The sequence below is a fragment of the Thermoflavimicrobium daqui genome (assembly GCF_003313465.1).
Classification (GTDB): domain Bacteria; phylum Bacillota; class Bacilli; order Thermoactinomycetales; family Thermoactinomycetaceae; genus Thermoflavimicrobium; species Thermoflavimicrobium daqui.
Map to the genome: position 1 here is coordinate 380,057 of NZ_KZ845665.1, position 21,998 is coordinate 402,054.

Consider the following 21,998-nt stretch of genomic DNA (forward strand, 5'->3'; position numbering starts at 1 on the left):
TCCCCTTGGATATCGGGTTTTTTGATGGTGAAGGGCAGGTTAAATCCCTTGGAACTACATGTAATCTCTCATTCTGCACAACAGTTTGACGATTTATCATTTCGCTGGAAGCAAGCTGCGCCTTGGGTTGACTATTTTCATTTACGGCAAAAAGAGAAGACTCCCGATGAAGTGTTACAATTAGGTAGGCAAATTTTGAAAAAAAATGTGATTCCATCTTCTTCATTTATAATCAACCAACATATAGAAGTAGCACTGAAGTTGAATTGTGTTGGGGTTCACTTACCAGAGGCAGTCACTATTAATCAGGTCCAGAAAAGTGGTCTTAGATGGGGGCGCTCTGTTCATTCGATTGAAAGTGCTAAGTGGGCTGAACAAGTTGGTGCGGACTATGTTATGTTTGGGCACATTTTTTCTTCTGCTTCAAAACCGGGACAGATACCAAGAGGCTTATCACAGCTCACTCAAATAGTACAAGCTGTAAAGATTCCTGTAATCGCAGTCGGTGGTATTCATGCAGAAAATGTAGCAGATGTCGCAAAAACAGGTTGTGCTGGTATAGCCATTATCTCTGCACTTTTAAAGGATGATCCGCAAGTGGTGGTGCAAGACCTAAAAAGGAGATGGACCGAGTGAAGCAAGATGTTTTAATTATCGGTGGTGGGGTAATTGGTTGCTCGATTGCTTACCACTTGGCGAAGCAAGGAATAAGTGTGACCATATTGGAGAGAGATCATATAGCAGCCCATTCATCATCCGCAGCTGCAGGGATGCTTGGAGCACAGTCGGAGATGGAAAAGCCAGATCCTTTGGTAGATCTATCTTTGCAAAGCAGAAAGATGTTCCCTTCTTTGCAAGAAGAACTATTTAATATGACAGGAATTGATATTGAGCTTAATCCAGCTGGGATTTTAAAAGTAGCCACTACAGATGAGAGTAAAGAGCGTCTGAAACAGCGTGGAAAATGGCAACGCGAAATAGGCCAAGAAGCATATTGGTTAGATGAAAGGGAATTGTGTGAAAAAGAACCGAAATTAAAGGGAGCGCAAGGAGCTTTATTTTTACCTAATGATCATCAAGTATCTGCTCCTAAATTAACGATTGCGTTGGCAAAAGGGGCTATGCAGTGTGGTGCTCGTCTGATTGAGCAATCTGAAGTGATTGAGATCAAACGAGATAAAGATCAAATTATTTCGGTTCGGACGAAAAGCACAACATTTTTTGCAGCCCAAGTTATTATAGCTGCAGGTATATGGAGTAGTGAGATCGGCAAATTGTGTGGTTTTCATCTACCGATGGTTCCATTAAAAGGAGAGTCATTATCGATCATACCTCCATATCCGATGATTCATCATACGATTTTTGCTGAAAACGGTTATCTAGTTCCTAAGGCAGATGATCAAATCATTATAGGAGCCACTGAAATTCCTAGTGAACGAAGTGCTGATGTATCTGCAAAAGGGATTATGTCATTACTACAAGCTGCCATTCAATTGGTGCCTGAATTAATTCAAGCAAAATGGGGACGGTGTTGGGCTGGAATTCGACCTGATACGATTGACCAGAAACCGTATCTCGGGAAGATTCCAGATTTTAAGAATCTATTTGTAGCTTGTGGACATCGTCGTAATGGTATTTTACTTAGTCCAATAACTGGGAAAATTATGGCGGAAATGGTCATGGGTAAATCTGTTGATATTTCCTCTGACTTTAAAGTGGACCGTGTCATGAGCGGAAGGGGGGAATTCATATGAAAATTCAACTGAATGGTAAACCATATCAAGTTCCATCAGAAGTGCAGACCATTGAGCAGTTAGTCATACAACTAAAGATTGAAGAACGTGTATTTGTGATCGAACATAATCGAAATATTTTACAACGTGAAGACTATCCTCAGACCTTATTATCCTCTGGGGACATCATAGAAATTGTTCACTTTGTTGGGGGAGGTTAAATCAATGCTTAAAATAGGCAAATATCAATTTCAATCCCGATTATTTTTGGGAACAGGTAAATTCTCTTCGCTCGATATACAAAAGCAAGCTGTAGATGTATCAGAAACGGAAGTATTAACGTTCGCAGTGCGGAGGATGAATCTAGTAGATCCAGATCAACCGAATTTTCTTGAAAAATTAGATTTAAAGCGATATAAACTGCTACCTAATACCGCCGGAGCTACAACTGTTGAGGAAGCAGTACGGATTGCACGATTAGCGAAGGCTTCTGGTTTATGTGATATGATTAAAGTCGAAGTGATTGCGGATACCAAAACTTTATTACCTGATCCATTAGCCACTTTAGAAACAACCAAGCTATTGGTTGAAGAAGGATTTACGGTTTTGCCTTATACTTCCGATGATCCTGTATTGGCTCGGAAATTGGTAGAAGCTGGGGCGCATGCAATTATGCCTGGTGGGGCACCGATTGGCTCTGGGCTTGGACTTCTAAATCCAAGATACTTAGAAATTATAATCGATGAGTCACCAGTACCTGTTATTATTGATGCGGGAATTGGTTCACCACAGGATGTGGTACAAGCGATGGAGCTAGGAGCAGATGGCGTATTATTAAACACAGCTGTCTCAGGAGCCAAAGACCCTGTAAAAATGGCTGAAGCGATGAAATGGGCAATCATTGCCGGTCGTTTAGGATATGAAGCAGGTCGTATTCCTAAGAAACGTTATGCTACAGCAAGTAGTCCACTCGAAGGGATGCTGGAATAGATTTTGGAAGGACATCACAAAGTTGGTGTCCTTTTTTTGTTAAACATTCATTGTTTATCGATTTTATATCGTGTTACTATGTATATAATGTATCGGAATACAAAAAGTAGTGATGAGAGGGATCAATATGGATAAAGAAATGATGAAAGGGAGTATTGATCTCCTAATCTTGGCTTTATTGGCACAAGAAGATATGTATGGTTATGATATTGCTAAACGGATAAAAAAAGAGAGCAATCATTTATACAAAATGAGTGAAGGAACCCTTTATCCAGCACTTAAGCGTCTAGAAGGAAAAGGATATCTAGTTTCTTATTGGCAAGAAACAAAAGCAGGAAAGAAAAGAAAATATTATTCTCTGACGGAGAATGGTAAAGAGTTGTATAAACAAAAAGTAGAAGAATGGCAAAAAGTAAATGCGCTTGTTGTTAGAGTGACTACACGAGGGAGATTATTGGTATGAGAGAATAGGAGCATATCTCCAAATCATGTGGAAGATGAATTGCAATAACTCTGAAGCACAAGAGATAAAAGAAGAATTAGAAATACATTTGGAGATGCTTGTCGAAGAGTAATAAACAAACTTCAGCGTTTGAGCGTGTCCAGTGACCCAAACTTTTAAATTCATTGTTTGATAATGGTTTTCTGTCACTCCATTTTCTTTTCTTTGTCGATATTGCCACAGCGGATCAGCATAGATAATGTTATATTTCATTTTTATCACCTCAAATTTGCACAATAAAAAATGTCATTTGTCAACGCTTACCGTTTAAATGACATTTAAGATTTATTTAATTATCATAAGAATGCATAGTATAAATTGAAGTTTTATACTTTTATCACTCGATTTTTCCATAAAAAAAGACGCTTCAATTGAAACGTCTCTTGTTTAAGATATCAAATATTTATAGTGATAATTCTAAACTGTGATTTGCATTTATTGCATTATTTTAACATACTTGTGTAAGAAGTCTCCCGCTTCTATAAGAGGTGAGATGAATGACGCGTCAGACGAGGGAGGGAGGTTTTTTGCCCCTCTCGCAAGTCTGACCATTTTTTCGTTTTTCAGAATCGTTTGTTGTCTATTCATTTCACCTTGATGTATAATCACAAAAAATACATGGAATCACAGGGACAGAAAGCGAAGTGACCTTATACCAGTCAGACATGTCCTGTCTGCAAGAAGAGAAAAAAGGTCTCTTCTAGAAGCTATCGTTGTTCCTGTGGGTATCAAGAACATCGAGACACACATGGAGCGATTCAGCATCTTGATGTTTCCACGAAACAAACGTATCTACGGATCGCTTAGCGAGAAGTAGTAGATGGTCTGTTCCGACCCTGGTACATCCCTTTTGTACCTACTTAGGAATCCAGATGACTTTCCGATCACTTCGATACGTGAGAGCTTCTTGATTCTGATGGTAAGAACCTCTCCCACTTCTTAGCGTTAGCGTAAGTGAGAGAGGTTTATTTTCTCTACCAGTACATCTAAATTATTCCACGTTTGCGTGATACCTTCCAACACTCCCATGTCCAAAACAGCTTGCAGGGAATCCGCTGAATCGAATTCAGAACGACTGACCAATTTTGTTTGACTGCCTAAATCGATGAATTCCATCGTGACCTCTGGAGAAGGCATAGACTCATTGATATTACCTTCTGCATCTGAAAAATAATCGTTATAGACAATCTTTTCAGGCTCAATAATTTCTTTATAAATGGTTTTGCTCCAAGATTCCATTCCATATTCTTCTTGATTCTTATCGATACATTTCATGCAATAGTGCCAAACGCCTCCCGAGCGAAAGTCCATGTTGCAGACAGATAGTTCCCAACCGTCCGTACTCCACCAGCGCTTTAAATGCTCTGGTTCTTTAAATAATTGAAATAGTTGATTACGCGGCATATCATAAACGCGCTCTAAAACTAGAAACCTTTCATTCTCTACTCTTGAAACCATTTTGTTATTTGACATAATTTTTCCTCCTTATTTTTCACTCTTCTCTTTTTCGTTTGTTTTTCAATTCTTGTACATAATCGTCCAAGTTGTCGAGTCTCTTTTCCATATGCTTTTGAAAGGAAGTTGCCCAATATTCTATTACTTGGAAGGGTTCAGGTCGTAGCTTGTAATATCGACGATTAGCTTCTGGCTTTACTTCTACAATTCCATTGTCACTCAGCACCTTTAAATGCTTTGAGGTATGCGGTTGGCTCAGTTCCAGCTGATTAGCGATTTCTCCCACCGTTAGAGGTCCATCGCGTAGCAACTCAACGATTGCCATCCGATTAGGTTCAGCCAATGCGCTCAGCATAGATGTATCTAAGCTTTTAAATTTACCCAACAATGTTGTTCACCTCATTAATTCAATTTCTATTTTCATCGCATCCCCTTTCTGATGTTTGACATATTGATATAATTGAATATAACATAATTGTAATATAACTGTAAAGTTATATTACAATTATGTTATATCGTTAATGGTTGGCTGGCTACTCTTCCATTGATTGCGATTCTAATGTGGTTAAAAAATGATTCGCTCTAATTCTAGGAATGATCTAGGTTTTGGTTCCAATTATGCAACACGCTCAATCTTGATAAAATAATTTTTATTTATAAAAAAAGAGATGGCCTTAAAGGGCGCTAAAGTACCTTTAAGGATATCTCTCTTTTTCCTTGTGTTAGCTAACTTTGACGTGCTTGGCTTGTCCTTTTTTTACCTTACGATAGCGTGAGAGATTCAGCAAAATACCCATCGCAACCAATTTAAATAATAAAGATGTACCTCCATAACTAATAAAAGGGAGGGATATTCCGGTAACAGGTAATAAAGCTGTGACAACACCTAAATTAAAAATGGTTTCTACTGCAAGTAAAGTGACAATCCCAATTCCGAGCAAGGTGCCAAATTGATCAGGAGCTTGTACCGCGATCCGAATGCCTCGAACGACAAAGACAATGAATAGTAAAATTAAAGCAGCACCTCCAAAAAAACCCAATTCTTCTGCTATAATCGAAAAAATAAAGTCATTGTGCGCTTCTGGAAGATAAGCCATTTTTTGAATGCTATTTCCAAGGCCTGCACCTGTTAAACCACCAGGAGCGATAGCATATAACGAGGATATCGTTTGGTATCCCGAGTTTTGGGGATCACTAAATGGATTAAAGACAGTGGCCAAGCGCTTGACTCGATAATCATCCATATATAAAATGCCAATCATAATGGGGATACCCGAAAGAAAAAGAAAAAATAGATGCTTCAATTTTGCCCCTGCACAATAGATAATGACAATACTTGTTGTTAGCACAACCACCGTTGCGCTAAAGTGGGGTTGTTTAACAAGAAACAAACAAATGATGCCAATAACGATAAGAGGAGGCATAAGTGCACGTTTAAATTGATCGATAATAGGTTGTTTTTTTACCATGATGGAGGCCATATAAATAACCACGACCAATTTTACAAATTCAGAAGGTTGAAAAGAGAATTCTCCCAATTCAAGCCAGCGTCTAGCTCCATTAATCCGATCAGCTAAAAGGAGAACAGCAGCAAGAAACCCTATCGAGAGAAGAAGCATAATCCCTACATGTTTTCTGTAGAAATTGTAATTAATATTTGAAACAATGAAAAACAACAATAAGCCTAATAAAGCATAAATGAGCTGTCTTTTAATAAAAAAATAGGAGTCATGATAGTCGAGAAGTCCTTTGTAATAACTTGAACTAAATACCATAACGAGTCCAAAGCCTAATAGTAAAAACGTAACCAGAATCAGCCAATAGTCAGGTTTTTCACGTTTTAGCTGTTCTTGTTTCATAAGGAATCTCCAATCTACACAAATTCACTAATTTGTAACTTATCATAACATATCTATAGTTTTATGGTTTCCACTTTTGCTAGCAATTACACGTTTATGTATGGGTGTTCTCTTAGAATTGATTTTTTCCTGTTTATTTAGTGCAAATTTTGTCATATTTTTCGAAGTATGGTGTTTAATCCTTTAGGTTTAAAATAAAGAAAAAAGTATAGGGATGTGTTTGCTTTGAAAATTACTGTCCTTACCCTACAAGTAAAGGAGTATGACTATAATTTATTGGAACAGCATCTAGTCAAACATGGTTGGGTAAAAGTCCCTAGGCAGCATATTTATCGAAAGAAATTTCATGGGTTAGAGGTAGAGGTGAAAGAACATTTACCATCGTTTAGTATGGATGTTACTTTACATGTATCTGCGAAGAATCCCAAAGGGATTCGACTCAATGAGATTTGCAAAATCGTAGAGGAGTTAGAACAGATGGATGTAACACCAGACATAGATGAAGATTAATAAAGTGCTTCGTAAATGCTTTATCAATTAACCTCTTATCACTTGAACTATCACTTCTATGTATTTTGGTACTCCTTTTCCGTTTTACTCCCACGGTTAAAAAACAAGTAAAAGCTGTTCATCTGGAAAAGAAATACCGATTTTACCTCAAATAAGCGTCGCCAATGAAGCTTATATTTCATTTCTGACTAAAAAACATTTATTTTGGACTCGCTATTTTCTTATGATTGGAGAAGAATGCTTTTAATAATGGTGGTGTTACCAAAGTGGTGATAAGTACGATAACAATGGTGGCTGTAAACAAATCATGAGGAATGAGTCCTTTTGATAGCCCGATACTACCCACGATTAATCCAACTTCTCCACGAGCAATCATTCCAGCACCAATCCCAAAGGCGCTTCGTTGGTTAAATCCAGCTAATCTTCCTCCTATTGCTCCTCCAATTAGCTTTGTTAAAATGGCGACTATCGTTAGAAGGATCATTTGTCCCAAGAGAGTTGAATTGATCTCAGAAATATTGGCAACGAGTCCAATATTAACGAAAAAAATGGGAACAAAGAAAGAATAGGAAAGGGTTTCCACTTTTGCAAATAACTCTTCGTGATAAGGAGTCAAACTTAACATAAGTCCTGCAAAATAAGATCCAACGATTCCAGCCATCCCCATCATTTCGGCGATATAGGCAAATCCCAGAGCTGTTATCAATCCAAAGGTTAAGATGATCTCTGAAGTCATTAAGTCAGTCGATTTATGAAAAGCCCATGGTAGTACTTTTTTCCCCATCACCCAAACGAAAACAAAAAACAGGATGATTTTGGAAAATAAAATGAATAGATCAACGACTCCACCGCCATTGGTATCTGCGGTAAAACCGATAACGAGGGAAAGGATAATGATACCGAGTATATCATCAAGTACAGCAGCTCCAAGAATGGTTACTCCTTCTTTCGACTGTAATTTGCCCATCTCACGAAGTGTTTGTACTGAAATGCTAACACTTGTCGCCACAAGTAGTGTACCGATAAAGGCAGAAGTAGATGTATTAAATCCCAACCATATTCCCGTTAAAAACCCCCCCAGAAAAGGCAACAATACACCAAGAATAGCTACTAATGTAGAAGCGAAGGCAGACTTCCTAAATTCTTTCATATCGGTTTCTAACCCAGCAATAAACATTAATAAAATAACACCAATCTCTGCCAGCTCTTTAATCAGAGGAGTAGGATGTAACCAGCCTAAGATCGTTGGGCCTAAGATAATACCAGCGAGTAGCTCTCCCATAACGGAAGGTTGACCGATCCGTTTACTTAGATGACCTGCGATTTTGACGAAAAACCAGATTAATGCAAGCTCAAATAAATAATGAAAATGCTTAAGGGAAGTAAAGTCAATAAACTTGTCCATCCATTGCATCCTAGTCTGCCAATAGGAATTATTTCCCTGCTCAGCAGATGCTCACCACCTTTATCAAATATGATATTATTTTATTAAGTGTATGATATTAATAACCTAAATGAATAACAATGGAAAAGCCTACAATAAAATATAAACAATCTCCTAAATAAAAATACGGAATAAGGAAGGGAAAAAATGATTTGGTTAGGTTTAGCCTTTATTGGAATGGCTTTATCTTTATGGGCGCAGTTTAGAGTCAAGTCTAATTTTCGTCGCTATGCTGAAATTCCTGCTTACTCGGGAATGACGGGTGCAGAAGTTGCTAGACGAATTTTGGATATGAATGGTCTTTATGATGTTCATGTAGATATGGTGCCAGGAACATTAACGGATCACTATGATCCGACTGCCAGAGTGATTCGCTTATCTGAACCAGTATACAGTTCAAGCTCTATTGCAGCTGTGTCTGTAGCAGCTCATGAATGCGGTCATGCGATACAACATAAAGAAGAATATGGTGCCCTCGTATTTAGACACCGGTTGGTTCCAATGCTTAATTTCTCTTCTGGACTAGCTCCTTGGTTATTTATGGGTGGTATATTACTCAAAATGACCAATTTGATTTGGTTAGGTGTTATTCTATTTGCCGCTGTAGTTTTATTTCATCTGGTTACGTTACCTGTGGAATTTAATGCAAGTGCTCGTGCCAAAGATATACTGGTGAACCAAGGAATGGTAGCTCTGAACGAAAAGAGTGGGGTTGATCGTGTGTTAAATGCAGCTGCACTGACGTATGTAGGTAGTGCAGTAGTAGCTTTAGGGCAATTATTATATTACCTGTCGTTCCTCTTGCAAGGAAATGATGATTGATAAGACGTTCAATTATACAAAAAGGGAATGGATTTCTTGCTAAAAGAAATCCATTCCCTTTTTCTGGATTCCTCCTTTGATCATATCCATACATATTTTTAGATACCGACTTCAATACTATCGATATATCGATAAATTGAAATATTGAAGGAGGAGCTATTTATGCGTTGGTTACTACATGGATTTATTATTCTGTCTTTTTTATGTGTTTCTGTTGGTTGTGCGGGTCAAACGAAAAAAGGAGCGGAAGATACACGTCCTGCACCTACACGAGTTGTCTACCCCACCAATGATATTCCATCTAAATATGTAAATGATCGTGATCGTATGAGGAATCGTGCTGGGACAGTAAATGATCGTACTATCAATAATCGTAATGGGGTAGCAAATGATCGTATTATCAATAACCGGGCAAATTTGGCTACACCTACACCAGTACGATCCTACAATGTTCGTGCCGCAGATCAAATTGTTCACTCAGTTACAAGGTTACCTGAAGTAAGATCAGCGGCGGCATTGAATATGGGGCATAATGCGTATGTTGCTGTAACTTTGGATAAGAAAGTTCGAAATGGTCGTTTAACCGATGCACTAAAACAAAAAATTGCTAATCAAGCTAGAAAAGCAGAGCCGGCTATTCGAAATGTTTATGTTTCAGCAAATCCCGATTTTGCTAAGCAGTTAACTGGCTATGCTGATGATGTACGTTCCGGTCGTCCTGTACAAGGTTTAATGGACCGATTAACCGATTTAATCCATCGTACTTTTCCAGAATCCAAATAGTAAAACCGTCAAATTTTAATATAAAAATCTTTTTTTACTTCCTTTAGCCGTTGATTCCCCAACGGCTTTTTAGATGATGTATTATTTTAACTCCATGATAATATCTAGTTTTTTTTCTATTATTTTTGCGGAAAGTATAGAAGAATTCATATATAATGATGTCTTAGATACAAGTTTTTAGGGAGTGACATCATGAGACGTTTGACCCCAATGGATATATATAATAAAGAGTTTAAGAATGCAATTCGTGGTTATGATGTAAATGAAGTAAATGAGTTTTTAGATGTAGTTATTAGCAATTATGAAGATGTATTAGAAGAGAATAAACGTTTAAAAGAACAGTTAAAAAAGTTAGAAAAGGACCAACCGCATGTTCCTCAAAATACAGGTAGGTATCAAGTAATGGAAAAAGATATGAGTCAATATGATCAGATTATCCGCGACATACTAATAAGAATAGAGCAAATTGAACGTCGAATCGGCTTATATGCTAGATAAAAACTGGATATCAATAATTGAATGATCTTCCCTCACAGATACAAATACTATCTGTAGATCTAAGCAATGGAGGGAAGAAAAATGGACAATGACCAAAATAAAAGAAACGTTGGTTACACAGATGAAGAAAGACGAAACAGAGTGGATAAAGATGATGTAGAATTTGCACAAGCTTATGGTACAGCATTACCTGATAATCAAGTAGATCGGCTAAAAAATAGAGATGATGATGTTACCGGCGATAAAGGTAGAGGGCTTGGAATTACAGGATTAATTCTTTCCATTATCGCATTTTTTATCTGGCCATTTATTTTGGCACCAGCAGGGATTATTATTGGGGCTATTTCGATTCGTCGTGGAAGTTCATATGGTTGGTGGGCAGTTGGGATTGGACTAGTCGCACTGGTTTTTGCAGTAATTGCCTTTCCATTTCGTCTCATATTTTAATACGACCCAGATGAGTAAGCTCCCAGATGGGAGCTTACTTTGTCCTTTATAGGAAATAAACAAGCAATTCATGCTTATGAAAAATGTGGATTTGTCTAAGCAGGTGTTTTGCGTTAAGCCTTAAATGGTCAAGTAAAGGACATCAAGATCAGGGATCACGGCGATAGGTGTCATTTATAAAAGGAGGGTGAATAATGACAGCCAATGATTATATTCGATCGCTTTTTGTGAAAGAAGATGAAGTCCAGAAATCAATTGAACAAGGACTAACTGAAAGAAATATGCCACAGATTTCTGTACCACCAGAGGTAGGGCAAACCCTATATTTACTTGCTAAAATTTCAGGAGCAAAAAAAATACTGGAAATAGGAGCTTTAGGTGGTTATAGTTCGATTTGGTTAGCTAAAGCATTGCCTCTAGATGGCAAACTTATCTCTTTGGAATTAAAACAAGAACACGCCGATTTTGCCATAGAAAATATCCAAAAGGCAGGCTTGGATCAGAAAGTATCCTTGCTGGTTGGAGATGCTTCGGAAATTCTAGATCGGTTAGAAAAGAATGGGGAGAAATTTGATTTCTTTTTCATAGATGCTGATAAACTCAATTTTGTGCACTATGTTGAAAAAGCTATTCAGCTGTCCAAGCCGGGAGCCATTATTACACTGGATAATTTACTTCTAGGTGGTCGTATATTGGATGAAGCAGATCAGAATCCTGCTCCTACTGCTGTACGACAAGTCAATCAAATGATAGCACAAGATCCACGCTTAGAATCGATGCTTCTTACCATTGGAGATGGATTAGGGATTGCCAGGGTTAAAGAATGAGAAGAAAGAGGGATTAAATACGCGACACCCGTCTTTTCTAGGTGTCGCTTTACTAAACAAAAAACCCGTTAACTAAATTTTTTTTTCCAACGACTAATAAACTGATCAGCTTTCGCTGCAACTTTAGGAAAACGGTTTCGTAACTTATTTAATATACTTTTGGCCCATGTAGAGCTAAACGATAAGAAATATAATCCAATGAGAATAAATAACCAACCTTGTAAGATAGGAAGAAAGCATCCAATTATCCCGATTACGATAAAGATCCATCCCAAGATAGTGAATCCAATTGTTTTCCATTTCGCTGGTTTCATGTTAAACCCCTTAATTTTCGACTTTCCACTTATATTTAGTATATCTTGAAAATGGAATATCAATCAATGAACAAAACCTTAATTAACTTTGTTGGTAAGTATGTAAATAGAGGCGGATTTTGAAAATATAGAGCAATCATAAATAAACTAATTCCAATTTATTAAATAAAAATGTTACTATGTATTTTAAAGAGATATCTATATTATATAAACATATTGATCATAGAGAAGGTTGCATAATCCGATCTCAAAACCTAGACCATTCCCAGAATTTAGAAACCTCTTTATTAGTAGTGTTGATTTGCATCACTAAGTATAAGGAGGGCATGTTATCGAAATGTTACTAAACCAAATAAATGATTTGTCAATTAATTAGAAATGAGGCTTTCTATTCATGAGAAATACACTACTTTTTTGAAGTATGGGTACAGTAAAAGAGGGGTTAGGTATGAAGCAAATCATGTTAAGTCAGAGCGGTGAAGTAAGCAATATTACACTTCCAGCCAGCTTTTTACAAAATGGATGGAATTTGTTTTTACCAAAAGGAACCATTTCGATCATGCTTAGTGTTATGACATATATTTTACAAGGATATAGTAAAGCAGAGATTTTAGAGTTAATGATAATGGAAGAAGAAGAATTGTCTTTGACTCCATTTAACTTTACCGTTCCTTTTACTTATAAAACCGAAGAAGAAAAACAGGTGTATTTAACCATTTCTCGACAGGAAAAAAGAATTTATAAAGTTTTAGAACGGTCGGGTTATACCTATCCAAAAACCATTCAAGAATGGGTGGAGCTACTTATTGAATTAAAGATAATTCAAGAAGTGATCAGAGAAGAAAAGATATTTTTGGATATCGTAATCGAACCATTTCCACATCCGAAAGAGGTATTAACACTCACAACAGATGAATTAAAAAAGCTAGATAAATACCAAATAAATCAACATATCGAATCCTTATCAGAGGTGTGATATAAAGAAAATAGAATAGTATAGATGGGGGAAGTGATTGATGAGTAGACTAGAAGAAATCATGGGTTATAATCGTCAATTTATCGAAGGTAAGGAATATGAACCTTTTATTACCTCAAAATATCCTAATAAAAAACTGGTTATCGTCACATGTATGGATACACGTTTGATTGAACTGTTACCTAAAGCACTTCATATCAAAAATGGCGATGCCAAAATGATCAAAACAGCAGGAGCTCTGATTACACACCCTTTTGGTAGTGCGATGAAGAGTGTCTTAGTCGCTTTAACTATGTTAAAAGCAGAAGAAGTGTTGGTAATCGGTCATTTGGAGTGTGGGATGATCGGTTTACATGGTGATCAGGTGGTAAGCCAATTAGAGGAGAAAGGCGTAGCCAAGGAAAAAATAGAAACGTTACGTCATGCTGGTATCGATGTAGATCATTGGCTAGATGGCTGTGACCAAATTGAGCAAGGTGTGTTAGATACGGTGAAACTTATTAAAAATCATCCACTTTTACCACCAAATACACTCGTACATGGTTTAACGATTGATCCCAAGACAGGGGAGTTAACACTTCTTCATCAAGATCAGCTGTAAATTTGTACATTTATTTTAGGAAAGGAGAGATAAGAATTGGGTCTAGCGACCTTTGGGGCTGGTTGCTTTTGGGGAGTAGAAGAAGCTTTCCGTAATGTATCCGGAGTTACTCAAACAGCAGTGGGTTATATGGGTGGTCATACCGAAAATCCAACCTATGAGGAAGTTTGTACAGATCGAACTGGACATGCAGAAGTGATTCAGTTAGAGTATGATCCCGAGCAGGTTTCTTATGATGAACTATTAAACCTGTTTTGGACGATGCATGATCCGACTACCTTAAATAGACAAGGGCCTGATATTGGTACCCAATATCGCTCTGTCATCTTTTATCATACACCCGAACAAAAGCAGCTTGCAGAAGCATCTAAAAACAATCTGAATCAATCGGGTAGATTTTCAAAGCCGATTGTTACTGAAATTGTCCCAGCGGCTACTTTTTATCGTGCTGAAGAGTATCATCAACGTTATTTACAAAAAAGAGGCTTAGGTTCTTGCCACTTCTAAGTAAAAATTTTTGAAGAAAAAGAATGATTCCAAACCACAACCATGTGGTTTGGAATTTTTTGGTTAAAACGCTAAATAATAAAAAATAAGTAATTATTCACTCCTTATTGAATCAAGTTGCAAGAAGTAATTTGTTTTAATTATCGAAGGAGGTGAAGCCCTGTTTCTAAGGTGAATGTCAAACAGGATGGTAATGACGGCAAAGAAATGGAAGCTAATTCGGATTATATTAGTAGAATGCCTGTTTTAACCCTTCTTTCAAAAGATTAATCTTGTTTCCTTTAAGGTTCTATCAGTCGCTCAGATCGATAATTGGTTGGGTGTAAGATCGAAAGCGAAGATGTAGCTGATTTAATGAGCACTCTAAGGTCATACTAGAAAAAGTAGGTGAACCTTTTCCTACTTTTTTTCTTTTGTGACCACTTTTCTATAGATTATGGTATCATGTTGGCAGTGTAGGTTAAGTATAGGAAGGAGTCATTCATTGATTTATCTTGATAATAGTGCAACAACACAAACACACCCTGATGTCATTTCGGTGATGACAGATGTCATGCAAAATTTATATGGTAATCCTTCTTCGTTACATAAAGAAGGAGTCAAAGCAGAACGCCTGATGGAACAGGCGAGAAAAGTAATAGCTAAAAAATTAAATTGTCACCCAGCAGAGATCATTTTTACATCAGGTGGCACCGAAGCAAATAACTTAGCTATTAAAGGGGTTGCAGAGCAACTTCAACATCGTGGAAGGCATTTAATTACCTCCAAAATAGAACATCCGTCTGTATATGATGTGATGCGGCAGTTGGAACAAAGAGGTTGGAAAGTAACTTATTTGGATGTAGATCAGTGGGGACATATATCAGTCGAAAGTGTAGAAAAAGCGTTGACAAAGGAAACGGTTTTGGTTTCTATTATGCATGTAAACAATGAACTTGGTACCATTCAGCCCATCGCGGAAATTGGACAGCTTCTTGCTAAATATCCAAAAGTTCTTTTTCATGTCGATGCTATTCAATCCTTTGGCAAATTACAGTTAGCTATCGATATGGCGCAGGTGGATCTTTTATCTATTTCTGCTCATAAGTTTCATGGACCCAAAGGGATAGGTGCTTTATATGTTAAAAAAAATATCCAATTAGCACCTCTTTTAGTCGGTGGTGGTCAGGAGCAAGGATTACGTTCAGGAACTCAGAATGTCCCAGGAATTGTCGGTATGGCCAAAGCCACAATGTTAACTGATAGACACCCCGATTTTTTACAGAGAAGTTACGAGTGGAAAAAAGCCTTTTTAGACAATGTTACTCGTAACTTAGATCATATATTAATTAATGGAGATACTACTACAGAAAAAGCAGTTCCTTATATCATTAACTTATCCTTCCCCGGTCTAAAATCAGAGGTCCTTGTCCATGCACTTGAAAATGAGGGAGTTATGGTTTCCACTAAATCAGCTTGCTCCTCAAAACTAGAAGTACCAAGTCGTGTTTTAAAGGCCATAGGGAGAAAAGATCAGGAGGCTCTTTCGTCCATTCGGATCAGTATGGGCTATCAAACCAAGCAAGAAGAGATGGAACAATTAGCCCAGGTCTTACTTCAAGTTGTTCCAAAACTACAACAAGTCATGAAGGTGCGGTAAACATGAAGTTCGATTTGATTTTATTACGATATGGTGAGTTGGCATTAAAAGGAAAAAATAAGGCGGCATTTGAACAAAAATTAATACAAAATATTCGTCAACAATTAATAGAGTTCGAAGCAGTGCGTATTACGAAAGAACAGGGTCGACTATTTGTTGAATTAAATGGGCAAGAGATGGAGCCCGTTCTGGAGAAATTAAGGGATGTGTTTGGTTTAGTGGGATTTAGTCCAGCATTACGAGTTGAGTCAAAGTTAGAATCTCTACAACAAGCAGCCCTGCAAATTGTACAACATGCTCCTAATAAACGCACGTTTAAAGTGATTAGTAAACGAGCTAACAAAAGCTTTCCGATTGGCTCACAAGAGTTGAATCATCAAATTGGCGGATATGTGCTGAAAAATGCTCAGCCCATTCAAGTTGATGTACATTACCCAGAGTTATTCGTTCATGTGGAAGTTCGCTCGAAAGCATCATATGTTTATGGAAATGACATAGTAGGATTAGGTGGCTTACCAGTTGGCTCAAGCGGGAAAGTATTATTGTTATTGTCAGGCGGGATCGATAGTCCAGTAGCTGGCTTTTTAGCTTTAAAAAGAGGCGTTGAGCTTCAAGCTATTCATTTTCACAGTTTCCCTTTTACGAGTGAGCGTGCGAAACAAAAAGTAATTGACTTAGCTCAGATCTTAACACGTTTCGGTGGTTCGATTCGCCTTCATATTGTCCCGTTTACTGAAATACAAACGGAGATTAATAAGCACTGTTATGAATCCTATTCGATTACAATTATGCGTCGGATTATGCTACGTATTGCGGAAGAAATCGCAAAGCAAAACGGTGCTTTAGCTTTAGTTACTGGAGAAAGTTTAGGGCAAGTAGCTAGTCAAACCTTAGAAAGTATGAACACGATTAATGCAGTAACCAATATGCCGATTTTACGCCCAGTGGTTGGAATGGACAAGCAAGAAATCATGTCCTTGGCTAAGCAAATTGGTACATATGAAACATCCATTTTACCTTATGAAGATTGTTGTACAGTCTTTTTGCCCAAAGCTCCCAAAACAAAACCAGATCAAGAGACAGCAGAAAGACAAGAAGCAAGGCTGGAGATGGAGCGATTAGTTAGGGAAGCAGTAGAAGGTACTGAAGTCATGGTATTATCAGCAGAACAAGAGGATGAATTTTCCTATTTCGAATAGGGAGAGGAAACAGGATGATTCAATTTCGTGAAGAAGTCTATCGAATGACCCAAGAGCTTGTGGAACATCCAAGTATTGTCGGTACCATCGGTGAACGTAATATAGCAGCTCAGATCTACGAAATGCTTGGAGAAATACCCTACTTTCAGGATCACCCTGCTTATTTACGATTAGTACCCACGATCCAAGATGATCATGACCGTTTTAACGTCATGGCACTTTTAAAAGGGGCAGACGGATCTAAAAAGGAAACAGTGATCTTAATGGGGCATATGGATACCCATGATATTGAAAACTATGGGGAATGGAAGCGTCTTGCTTTTTCACCATCTGAACTCTTAGATCAGTGGAATAAAGAAAATCTGCCAGCCCCGATCCAAGAAGATTTAAACACCAATAATTGGCTTCCGGGTCGTGGTGTACTAAGTATGAAAAGTGGTATAGCTATTCAATTAGCTGTAATGAAATATTTTGCCAAGCATGTTAAACAATTAAATGGAAACATTCTTTTTATAGCAACTTGTGATGGTAAAAGACATTCTAGGGGGATTTTATCGCTTTTAAAAGAAATTAATCATATGGCTAAGAAAGAAAATCTTACTTATATTACAGCCATTAATCAAAATTATACTACTCCACGTTATGAAGGGGATTCTTCTCATTATATTTATTTAGGTGCGACAGGAAAACTAAACCCTTCCTTTTTTGTTGTAGGTAAAGTTTCACATGTGGAGCAAGCTTTTGCAGGCTTTGATCCGAATTTATTACTTGCAGAGCTGACTCACCGATTGGATTACAACCCAGAATATTGTGATGAGATGTTTGGTGAAGTAACATTACCTCCTGTCTCCATCGAGCAAACTGACTTAAAAAGATGTAGTGATCCTGTTATATCAAATACAGCATTTGCTTCTTATAATCTTTTTGTACACAGCTGGTCTCCAAAAGAAGTACTGGAACGTTTACGTAAATTAGCCATGACAGCTTTTGAAGTTGCCATTTCCAAATATCAGTCGAGATACCGTGCGTTTTGCGAATTGAGCGGTAGACCCTATCAGCCGATTCAAATAAAACCACGTGTATATACTTATGAAGAGTTTTATAATAGATGTAGAAGGAAATATCCTGATTTTGAAAAGCAAATATTATATTTTGCTATGAATTTATTAAATGATGAGTCCATTGATCTTCAAGAGTATTCAAAGCGAATGGTTGAAGAGCTATGGAAGTGGGGAGGAGATAACGAACCAGCGATTATTTTATTTTACTCTTCTTACTATGTTCCACGTATTGTTTTTAATGAAGATGATGATTTAAGTCAACGACTTATTCATGTGATACAAGCATCCGTTCAACAGTTAAAGAAGAGTTGGAATAAAACAATACAAATTAGAAAGTTTTATCCTTATGCCTCTGAAATGAACTTTGTTGCAATGAGTGATAAGGAAATCGAACAACAAAGCTTTGAGAAAAATATGCCTGCTTGGGGAATTAAATATCCATTTGATATGGAAGAGATTCGCAAGCTCAATGTTCCTGTGATCAATATTGGTCCTTATGGTAAAGATCCACACGGAAAATGGGAACGAATGGAAATAGACTACTCGATGCAAATTGTTCCAAATTTGACTTATCTAGTCATTCAAAACCTTTTTCAATCATAAGTTTTACATAGCACTAGCATGTACCATTAAAGTTGTTAACTTAATTTGAACCAGCAATATTTTCATCACATGTAATCCGGGATAATGAGATAAGCTCTTAAGAATAAGACAAATTTATTCGCTTAAGTTTACAAATAAAGGAGGGAATACTGCTACATGATGATTATACATGGACAGGTAAGGTTCAAGAATGAAGAATGAACTTATTCTTAGAGCTTGTCTATGTGAATAGGTAGCAGGCCAATTATGGATGCGAACTTTTGGATTGGTTTTTTTAATATTATTGTGTTGGATTTAATTTTAAGCGGTGATAATGCTGTAGTCATCGGGATGGCAGCGCGTTCTTTACCTGCTGAACAGCGAAAAAAAGCAATTATGTTTGGAACTGCTGCGGCGATTGTTTTGCGGGCAGCCCTTACAGCGATCGCTGCTTATCTCCTTAAAATTCCATTCTTAATGACAATTGGAGGGCTTTTATTACTATGGATTGCTGTGAAATTGCTGATTGAAGAAGAAAAAGAAACCGAAATTTCCGTTGGAAATAATATGCGTAGTGCCATTAAGACAATTATTATCGCGGATGTCGTGATGAGCTTAGATAATGTACTCGCAGTTGCTGGAGCTGCTCATGGTAATATTATATTGGTATTATTTGGACTAGCCTTAAGTATTCCGATTATTATGTGGGGAAGTAAACTCATTGCTACAATCATGGATAAGTTCCCTTGGATTGTCTATTTAGGTTCAGCTATTTTAGGCTATACAGCAGGCGATTTAATTGTAGGAGATAAGCTAGTAGCGAGATGGATTGAAATAGATATTTTAGAAAGAGTAATTCCAATTGCGCTGGCTATCTTAGTTGTGATCATCGGGGCGATTTGGAGAAAAAAAATGCAAGCCAATCAAAAAACAGTATAGTACGGCTCGTTGATTGTAAAAGTGGGTTCTTCAGTTCTCAAAGAGAGTTGAAGAATCCACTTTTTTGTGTATGAAATTTTTATCCATATTATTTGTATAAAGATAAACAAAATTGTAAAAAACAGGAGGTTTTTAAGAGTTAAGGTCGAAAAAGAAAGGTGGGACGAAAGATTGTTCGAAAGGTGGGGATTGATTGGATGTAGTAGCTTATATTTCAGAATTACTTACTCAAGCGATTGATAATCGTGCGAGTGATATACATATTGAACCACAAGCAGATCATTTGCGAATACGACAGCGAATCGATGGTTTTTTGGTACAAACAGATGAGGTGCCTACAGAGCATTCGTTGGCTATTCTTTCTCGACTTAAAATTATGGGGCATTTGGATATTGGTGAGAGGCGAATTCCCCAGGATGGAGCGATGACACTCACACAAGCTCAAGCAACTTATGATGTACGGATTTCTACATTACCTACACTTTATGGTGAGAAAGTGGTTTTGCGGCTATTTCGTAACCAATTTGAAAATATTACTTTAGAGCAACTAGGGATCGATACAGATGAACAAGAGCGGCTTGAAAAGTTAATCAAACGGGAAAGTGGACTGTTGATTGTAACAGGTCCAACTGGATCCGGAAAGACTACGACATTATATGCTATTTTACAAAAGTTAAATCAGGAACATCGAAATTTAGTTACTTTAGAAGATCCTGTAGAATTGCAAATCCCAGGTATGAATCAAGTCCAAATTAATACAAAAGCTGGATTAACTTTCGCTCAGGGTTTACGAGCGATCATGCGGCAAGATCCCAATGTGATTATGATCGGTGAAATACGCGACCGTGAGACAGCTGATATTGCTATCCAAGCAGCATTAACTGGGCATCTTGTATTAACAACGTTGCATACTTCGGATTGTGCCAGTACAGTGACCAGATTGCTAGATATGAAAATAGAGCCTTATCGAATTGCTGCAGCACTGGTTGGCGTTGTAGCTCAACGACTCATTCGACTAAGGTGTATTCAATGTTTAGGTAATGGATGTATAGAGTGTAAACGAACGGGTTATTTAGGCAGAACGGGTGTTTTTGAGATTACAGTCGTTAGTGAAGAATTGAAACATTTTATCATTAACATGAGTTCAAATACGTCATTGCGAAAATATCTGAAACAACATGGGATCATTTCTTTAAGTGAGACGACTATGAATAAAGTTCAGTTAGGGTATACCACAATGGAAGAATATTATCGGGTGATTGAACATGTGGAAGAGATGGGATCGATGGAAAGCTGACCAACTTGTGGTCTTTAGTAGTCAATTGGCCAATTTATTAACGAGTGGAATTCCACTTATCCCCAGTTTAAATATACTCATCGAGCAAGAAGTTATTTCCTATCCATTTGGTAAACGAATCATCCACCATTTGGAAGAAGGACAAAGCTTCTCAAATGCTCTTATGCAAGAACAAATTCCTAGTTTATTTGTATCGTTTATTCGAGCTGCGGAAGAGCACGGGGACTATCCATTTGGACTTAAACAGTGTCAATCTTATTATCAATCACGAGCTAAGTTTTCTCGGGAAATAAAAAAAGCAACCACTTATCCGGCCATTGTTTTATTACTAGTGATGGGGGCATTTCTGTTTTTAATGGTGTTTGTTTTGCCCCGTTTTCATGAACTTTATCAAACTATGGGTATTCAAATGCCAGTGATGACAGAGTGGATGCTGCACTCTTTTGAGCTGATTCGCATTTGCATGGGAGTAGTGTTTACATTCCTACTTATTGCTTACTTATGGATCAGAACTTCGAAAAAGCAGCAATGGTTTTTAATTTTATTACATTTACCATTTGTAAATCGTTTTTTTCGGTTTCGTATAACACATTATGTAGCCATACAGTTAGGGGCATTATTACAAGCTGGTGTTCCGTTACTTACTGCACTTGAACTCATTGAAAGCTTATCACCTTGGAGTCAACTATCTAAACAAATAAGAGCGATCAAAGATCAGGTTACACAGGGATATTCACTTTGTGAATCAATTGAAAATATATGCCACTCCTACTTCCTGCCAACCTTTTCTAAAATGGTAGCCTTAGGAGAGTCAAGTGGGCGGCTTGATGAATCACTACTCAACTTTGCAAACGGAGTTGAAATGATATTTAAGGAGCGAATGGAACAATTTACTCGTAGTTTAGAACCGATTCTTATTTTAATTATTGGGGTTTTTATATCGATCACTGTGATTAGCCTTTTTATGCCCATGTTGCAAGTAGTTAAAGGACTTTAGAAGGTGGTTGATTATG

Annotated in this window: 26 protein-coding genes and 1 pseudogene; 21 read left to right on the plus strand and 6 right to left on the minus strand. The window is 37.4% G+C overall.

What is annotated here, in order from left to right:
• Nucleotides 1–48: 48 nt before the first annotated feature.
• The 5 genes from DL897_RS07390 to DL897_RS07410 all read left to right on the plus strand — a co-directional run bounded on the left by DL897_RS07390 (nucleotide 49) and on the right by DL897_RS07410 (nucleotide 3,186).
• Nucleotides 49–636 carry a thiamine phosphate synthase gene (locus DL897_RS07390; RefSeq protein WP_168188698.1) on the plus strand — a complete coding sequence of 196 codons (588 nt, stop codon included), beginning with the start codon at nucleotides 49–51 and terminating at the stop codon, nucleotides 634–636.
• Nucleotides 633–1,754, plus strand: a complete 1,122-nt coding sequence (gene thiO, locus DL897_RS07395) for a glycine oxidase ThiO (RefSeq protein WP_168188699.1) — start codon at nucleotides 633–635, stop codon at nucleotides 1,752–1,754. Before DL897_RS07390 ends, thiO begins: the two co-directional genes overlap by 4 nt.
• Nucleotides 1,751–1,954 carry a sulfur carrier protein ThiS gene (gene thiS, locus DL897_RS07400; RefSeq protein WP_113658508.1) on the plus strand — a complete coding sequence of 68 codons (204 nt, stop codon included), beginning with the start codon at nucleotides 1,751–1,753 and terminating at the stop codon, nucleotides 1,952–1,954. The genes thiO and thiS overlap by 4 nt, the downstream gene beginning before the upstream one ends.
• Before the next feature lie 4 nt (nucleotides 1,955–1,958).
• Nucleotides 1,959–2,723: a thiazole synthase gene (locus tag DL897_RS07405; protein ID WP_113658509.1), complete on the plus strand. Its 765-nt coding sequence runs from the start codon at nucleotides 1,959–1,961 to the stop codon at nucleotides 2,721–2,723.
• A gap of 127 nt (nucleotides 2,724–2,850) precedes the next feature.
• Nucleotides 2,851–3,186, plus strand: coding sequence for a PadR family transcriptional regulator (locus DL897_RS07410; RefSeq protein ID WP_113658510.1), 336 nt, complete (start codon nucleotides 2,851–2,853; stop codon nucleotides 3,184–3,186).
• Here DL897_RS07410 and DL897_RS07415 read toward each other — a convergent pair.
• Nucleotides 3,175–3,438 (minus strand): hypothetical protein, encoded by a 264-nt coding sequence (locus tag DL897_RS07415; RefSeq protein WP_113658511.1) that lies wholly within the window; start codon nucleotides 3,436–3,438, stop codon nucleotides 3,175–3,177. The two genes, DL897_RS07410 and DL897_RS07415, sit on opposite strands and share 12 nt — an antisense overlap.
• A gap of 450 nt (nucleotides 3,439–3,888) precedes the next feature.
• Here DL897_RS07415 and DL897_RS07420 point away from each other — a divergent pair.
• A pseudogene (locus tag DL897_RS07420) lies at nucleotides 3,889–4,032 on the plus strand (zinc ribbon domain-containing protein); the annotation flags it as partial.
• Between the two features lie 138 nt (nucleotides 4,033–4,170).
• Here the strand turns inward: DL897_RS07420 and DL897_RS07425 are convergent.
• From DL897_RS07425 to ftsW, 3 genes are all read right to left on the minus strand, one after another.
• Nucleotides 4,171–4,698, minus strand: a complete 528-nt coding sequence (locus DL897_RS07425; protein ID WP_113658512.1) for an SRPBCC domain-containing protein — start codon at nucleotides 4,696–4,698, stop codon at nucleotides 4,171–4,173.
• Between the two features lie 19 nt (nucleotides 4,699–4,717).
• Nucleotides 4,718–5,068: an ArsR/SmtB family transcription factor gene (locus DL897_RS07430; protein WP_420824117.1), complete on the minus strand. Its 351-nt coding sequence runs from the start codon at nucleotides 5,066–5,068 to the stop codon at nucleotides 4,718–4,720.
• A gap of 334 nt (nucleotides 5,069–5,402) precedes the next feature.
• Nucleotides 5,403–6,539 carry a putative lipid II flippase FtsW gene (gene ftsW, locus DL897_RS07435; protein ID WP_113658513.1) on the minus strand — a complete coding sequence of 379 codons (1,137 nt, stop codon included), beginning with the start codon at nucleotides 6,537–6,539 and terminating at the stop codon, nucleotides 5,403–5,405.
• A 225-nt stretch (nucleotides 6,540–6,764) separates the two neighbouring features.
• Here ftsW and DL897_RS07440 point away from each other — a divergent pair, with 225 nt between their 5' ends.
• Nucleotides 6,765–7,049 carry a hypothetical protein gene (locus DL897_RS07440; RefSeq protein WP_113658514.1) on the plus strand — a complete coding sequence of 95 codons (285 nt, stop codon included), beginning with the start codon at nucleotides 6,765–6,767 and terminating at the stop codon, nucleotides 7,047–7,049.
• A 199-nt stretch (nucleotides 7,050–7,248) separates the two neighbouring features.
• Here DL897_RS07440 and DL897_RS07445 read toward each other — a convergent pair whose 3' ends face one another.
• Entirely contained in the window at nucleotides 7,249–8,454 is a 1,206-nt protein-coding gene (locus DL897_RS07445) for a cation:proton antiporter (RefSeq protein WP_338067078.1), read from the minus strand.
• Nucleotides 8,455–8,640: 186 nt separating this feature from the next.
• Here DL897_RS07445 and DL897_RS07450 point away from each other — a divergent pair, with 186 nt between their 5' ends.
• The 5 genes from DL897_RS07450 (at nucleotide 8,641) to DL897_RS07470 (ending at nucleotide 11,870) form a co-directional block, all read left to right on the plus strand.
• A complete protein-coding gene (locus DL897_RS07450) occupies nucleotides 8,641–9,315 on the plus strand; it encodes a zinc metallopeptidase (RefSeq protein WP_113658516.1) in 675 nt (224 codons plus the stop codon).
• A 162-nt stretch (nucleotides 9,316–9,477) separates the two neighbouring features.
• Complete coding sequence (locus tag DL897_RS07455; protein WP_113658517.1) at nucleotides 9,478–10,098, plus strand: YhcN/YlaJ family sporulation lipoprotein; 621 nt, start codon at nucleotides 9,478–9,480, stop codon at nucleotides 10,096–10,098.
• A gap of 192 nt (nucleotides 10,099–10,290) precedes the next feature.
• Complete coding sequence (locus DL897_RS07460; protein WP_113658518.1) at nucleotides 10,291–10,596, plus strand: DivIVA domain-containing protein; 306 nt, start codon at nucleotides 10,291–10,293, stop codon at nucleotides 10,594–10,596.
• A gap of 81 nt (nucleotides 10,597–10,677) precedes the next feature.
• Nucleotides 10,678–11,043 (plus strand): DUF4190 domain-containing protein, encoded by a 366-nt coding sequence (locus tag DL897_RS07465; RefSeq protein ID WP_113658519.1) that lies wholly within the window; start codon nucleotides 10,678–10,680, stop codon nucleotides 11,041–11,043.
• 194 nt (nucleotides 11,044–11,237) lie between these two features.
• On the plus strand, nucleotides 11,238–11,870 hold the full coding sequence (locus tag DL897_RS07470) for an O-methyltransferase (RefSeq protein ID WP_113658520.1): 633 nt from the start codon (nucleotides 11,238–11,240) through the stop codon (nucleotides 11,868–11,870).
• A gap of 68 nt (nucleotides 11,871–11,938) precedes the next feature.
• Here the strand turns inward: DL897_RS07470 and DL897_RS07475 are convergent, their stop codons facing one another.
• Nucleotides 11,939–12,184, minus strand: a complete 246-nt coding sequence (locus tag DL897_RS07475; protein WP_113658521.1) for a PGPGW domain-containing protein — start codon at nucleotides 12,182–12,184, stop codon at nucleotides 11,939–11,941.
• 448 nt (nucleotides 12,185–12,632) lie between these two features.
• Here DL897_RS07475 and DL897_RS07480 point away from each other — a divergent pair, with 448 nt between their 5' ends.
• The 9 genes from DL897_RS07480 (at nucleotide 12,633) to DL897_RS07520 (ending at nucleotide 21,982) form a co-directional block, all read left to right on the plus strand.
• Nucleotides 12,633–13,160, plus strand: coding sequence for a DUF6042 family protein (locus tag DL897_RS07480; RefSeq protein ID WP_113658522.1), 528 nt, complete (start codon nucleotides 12,633–12,635; stop codon nucleotides 13,158–13,160).
• 40 nt (nucleotides 13,161–13,200) lie between these two features.
• Nucleotides 13,201–13,761, plus strand: a complete 561-nt coding sequence (locus DL897_RS07485; RefSeq protein WP_113658523.1) for a beta-class carbonic anhydrase — start codon at nucleotides 13,201–13,203, stop codon at nucleotides 13,759–13,761.
• A gap of 36 nt (nucleotides 13,762–13,797) precedes the next feature.
• Nucleotides 13,798–14,268, plus strand: coding sequence for a peptide-methionine (S)-S-oxide reductase MsrA (gene msrA, locus DL897_RS07490; protein ID WP_113658524.1), 471 nt, complete (start codon nucleotides 13,798–13,800; stop codon nucleotides 14,266–14,268).
• Nucleotides 14,269–14,752: 484 nt separating this feature from the next.
• Complete coding sequence (locus DL897_RS07495) at nucleotides 14,753–15,907, plus strand: cysteine desulfurase family protein (RefSeq protein ID WP_113658525.1); 1,155 nt, start codon at nucleotides 14,753–14,755, stop codon at nucleotides 15,905–15,907.
• A 2-nt stretch (nucleotides 15,908–15,909) separates the two neighbouring features.
• On the plus strand, nucleotides 15,910–17,106 hold the full coding sequence (gene thiI, locus DL897_RS07500; RefSeq protein ID WP_113658526.1) for a tRNA uracil 4-sulfurtransferase ThiI: 1,197 nt from the start codon (nucleotides 15,910–15,912) through the stop codon (nucleotides 17,104–17,106).
• Between the two features lie 14 nt (nucleotides 17,107–17,120).
• Nucleotides 17,121–18,770, plus strand: a complete 1,650-nt coding sequence (locus tag DL897_RS07505) for a M20/M25/M40 family metallo-hydrolase (protein WP_113658527.1) — start codon at nucleotides 17,121–17,123, stop codon at nucleotides 18,768–18,770.
• Nucleotides 18,771–19,016: 246 nt separating this feature from the next.
• On the plus strand, nucleotides 19,017–19,688 hold the full coding sequence (locus DL897_RS07510; protein ID WP_113658528.1) for a TerC family protein: 672 nt from the start codon (nucleotides 19,017–19,019) through the stop codon (nucleotides 19,686–19,688).
• A 193-nt stretch (nucleotides 19,689–19,881) separates the two neighbouring features.
• Nucleotides 19,882–20,985: a GspE/PulE family protein gene (locus DL897_RS07515; RefSeq protein ID WP_113658529.1), complete on the plus strand. Its 1,104-nt coding sequence runs from the start codon at nucleotides 19,882–19,884 to the stop codon at nucleotides 20,983–20,985.
• Complete coding sequence (locus tag DL897_RS07520; protein ID WP_113658530.1) at nucleotides 20,954–21,982, plus strand: type II secretion system F family protein; 1,029 nt, start codon at nucleotides 20,954–20,956, stop codon at nucleotides 21,980–21,982. Before DL897_RS07515 ends, DL897_RS07520 begins: the two co-directional genes overlap by 32 nt.
• Nucleotides 21,983–21,998 lie beyond the last annotated feature (16 nt).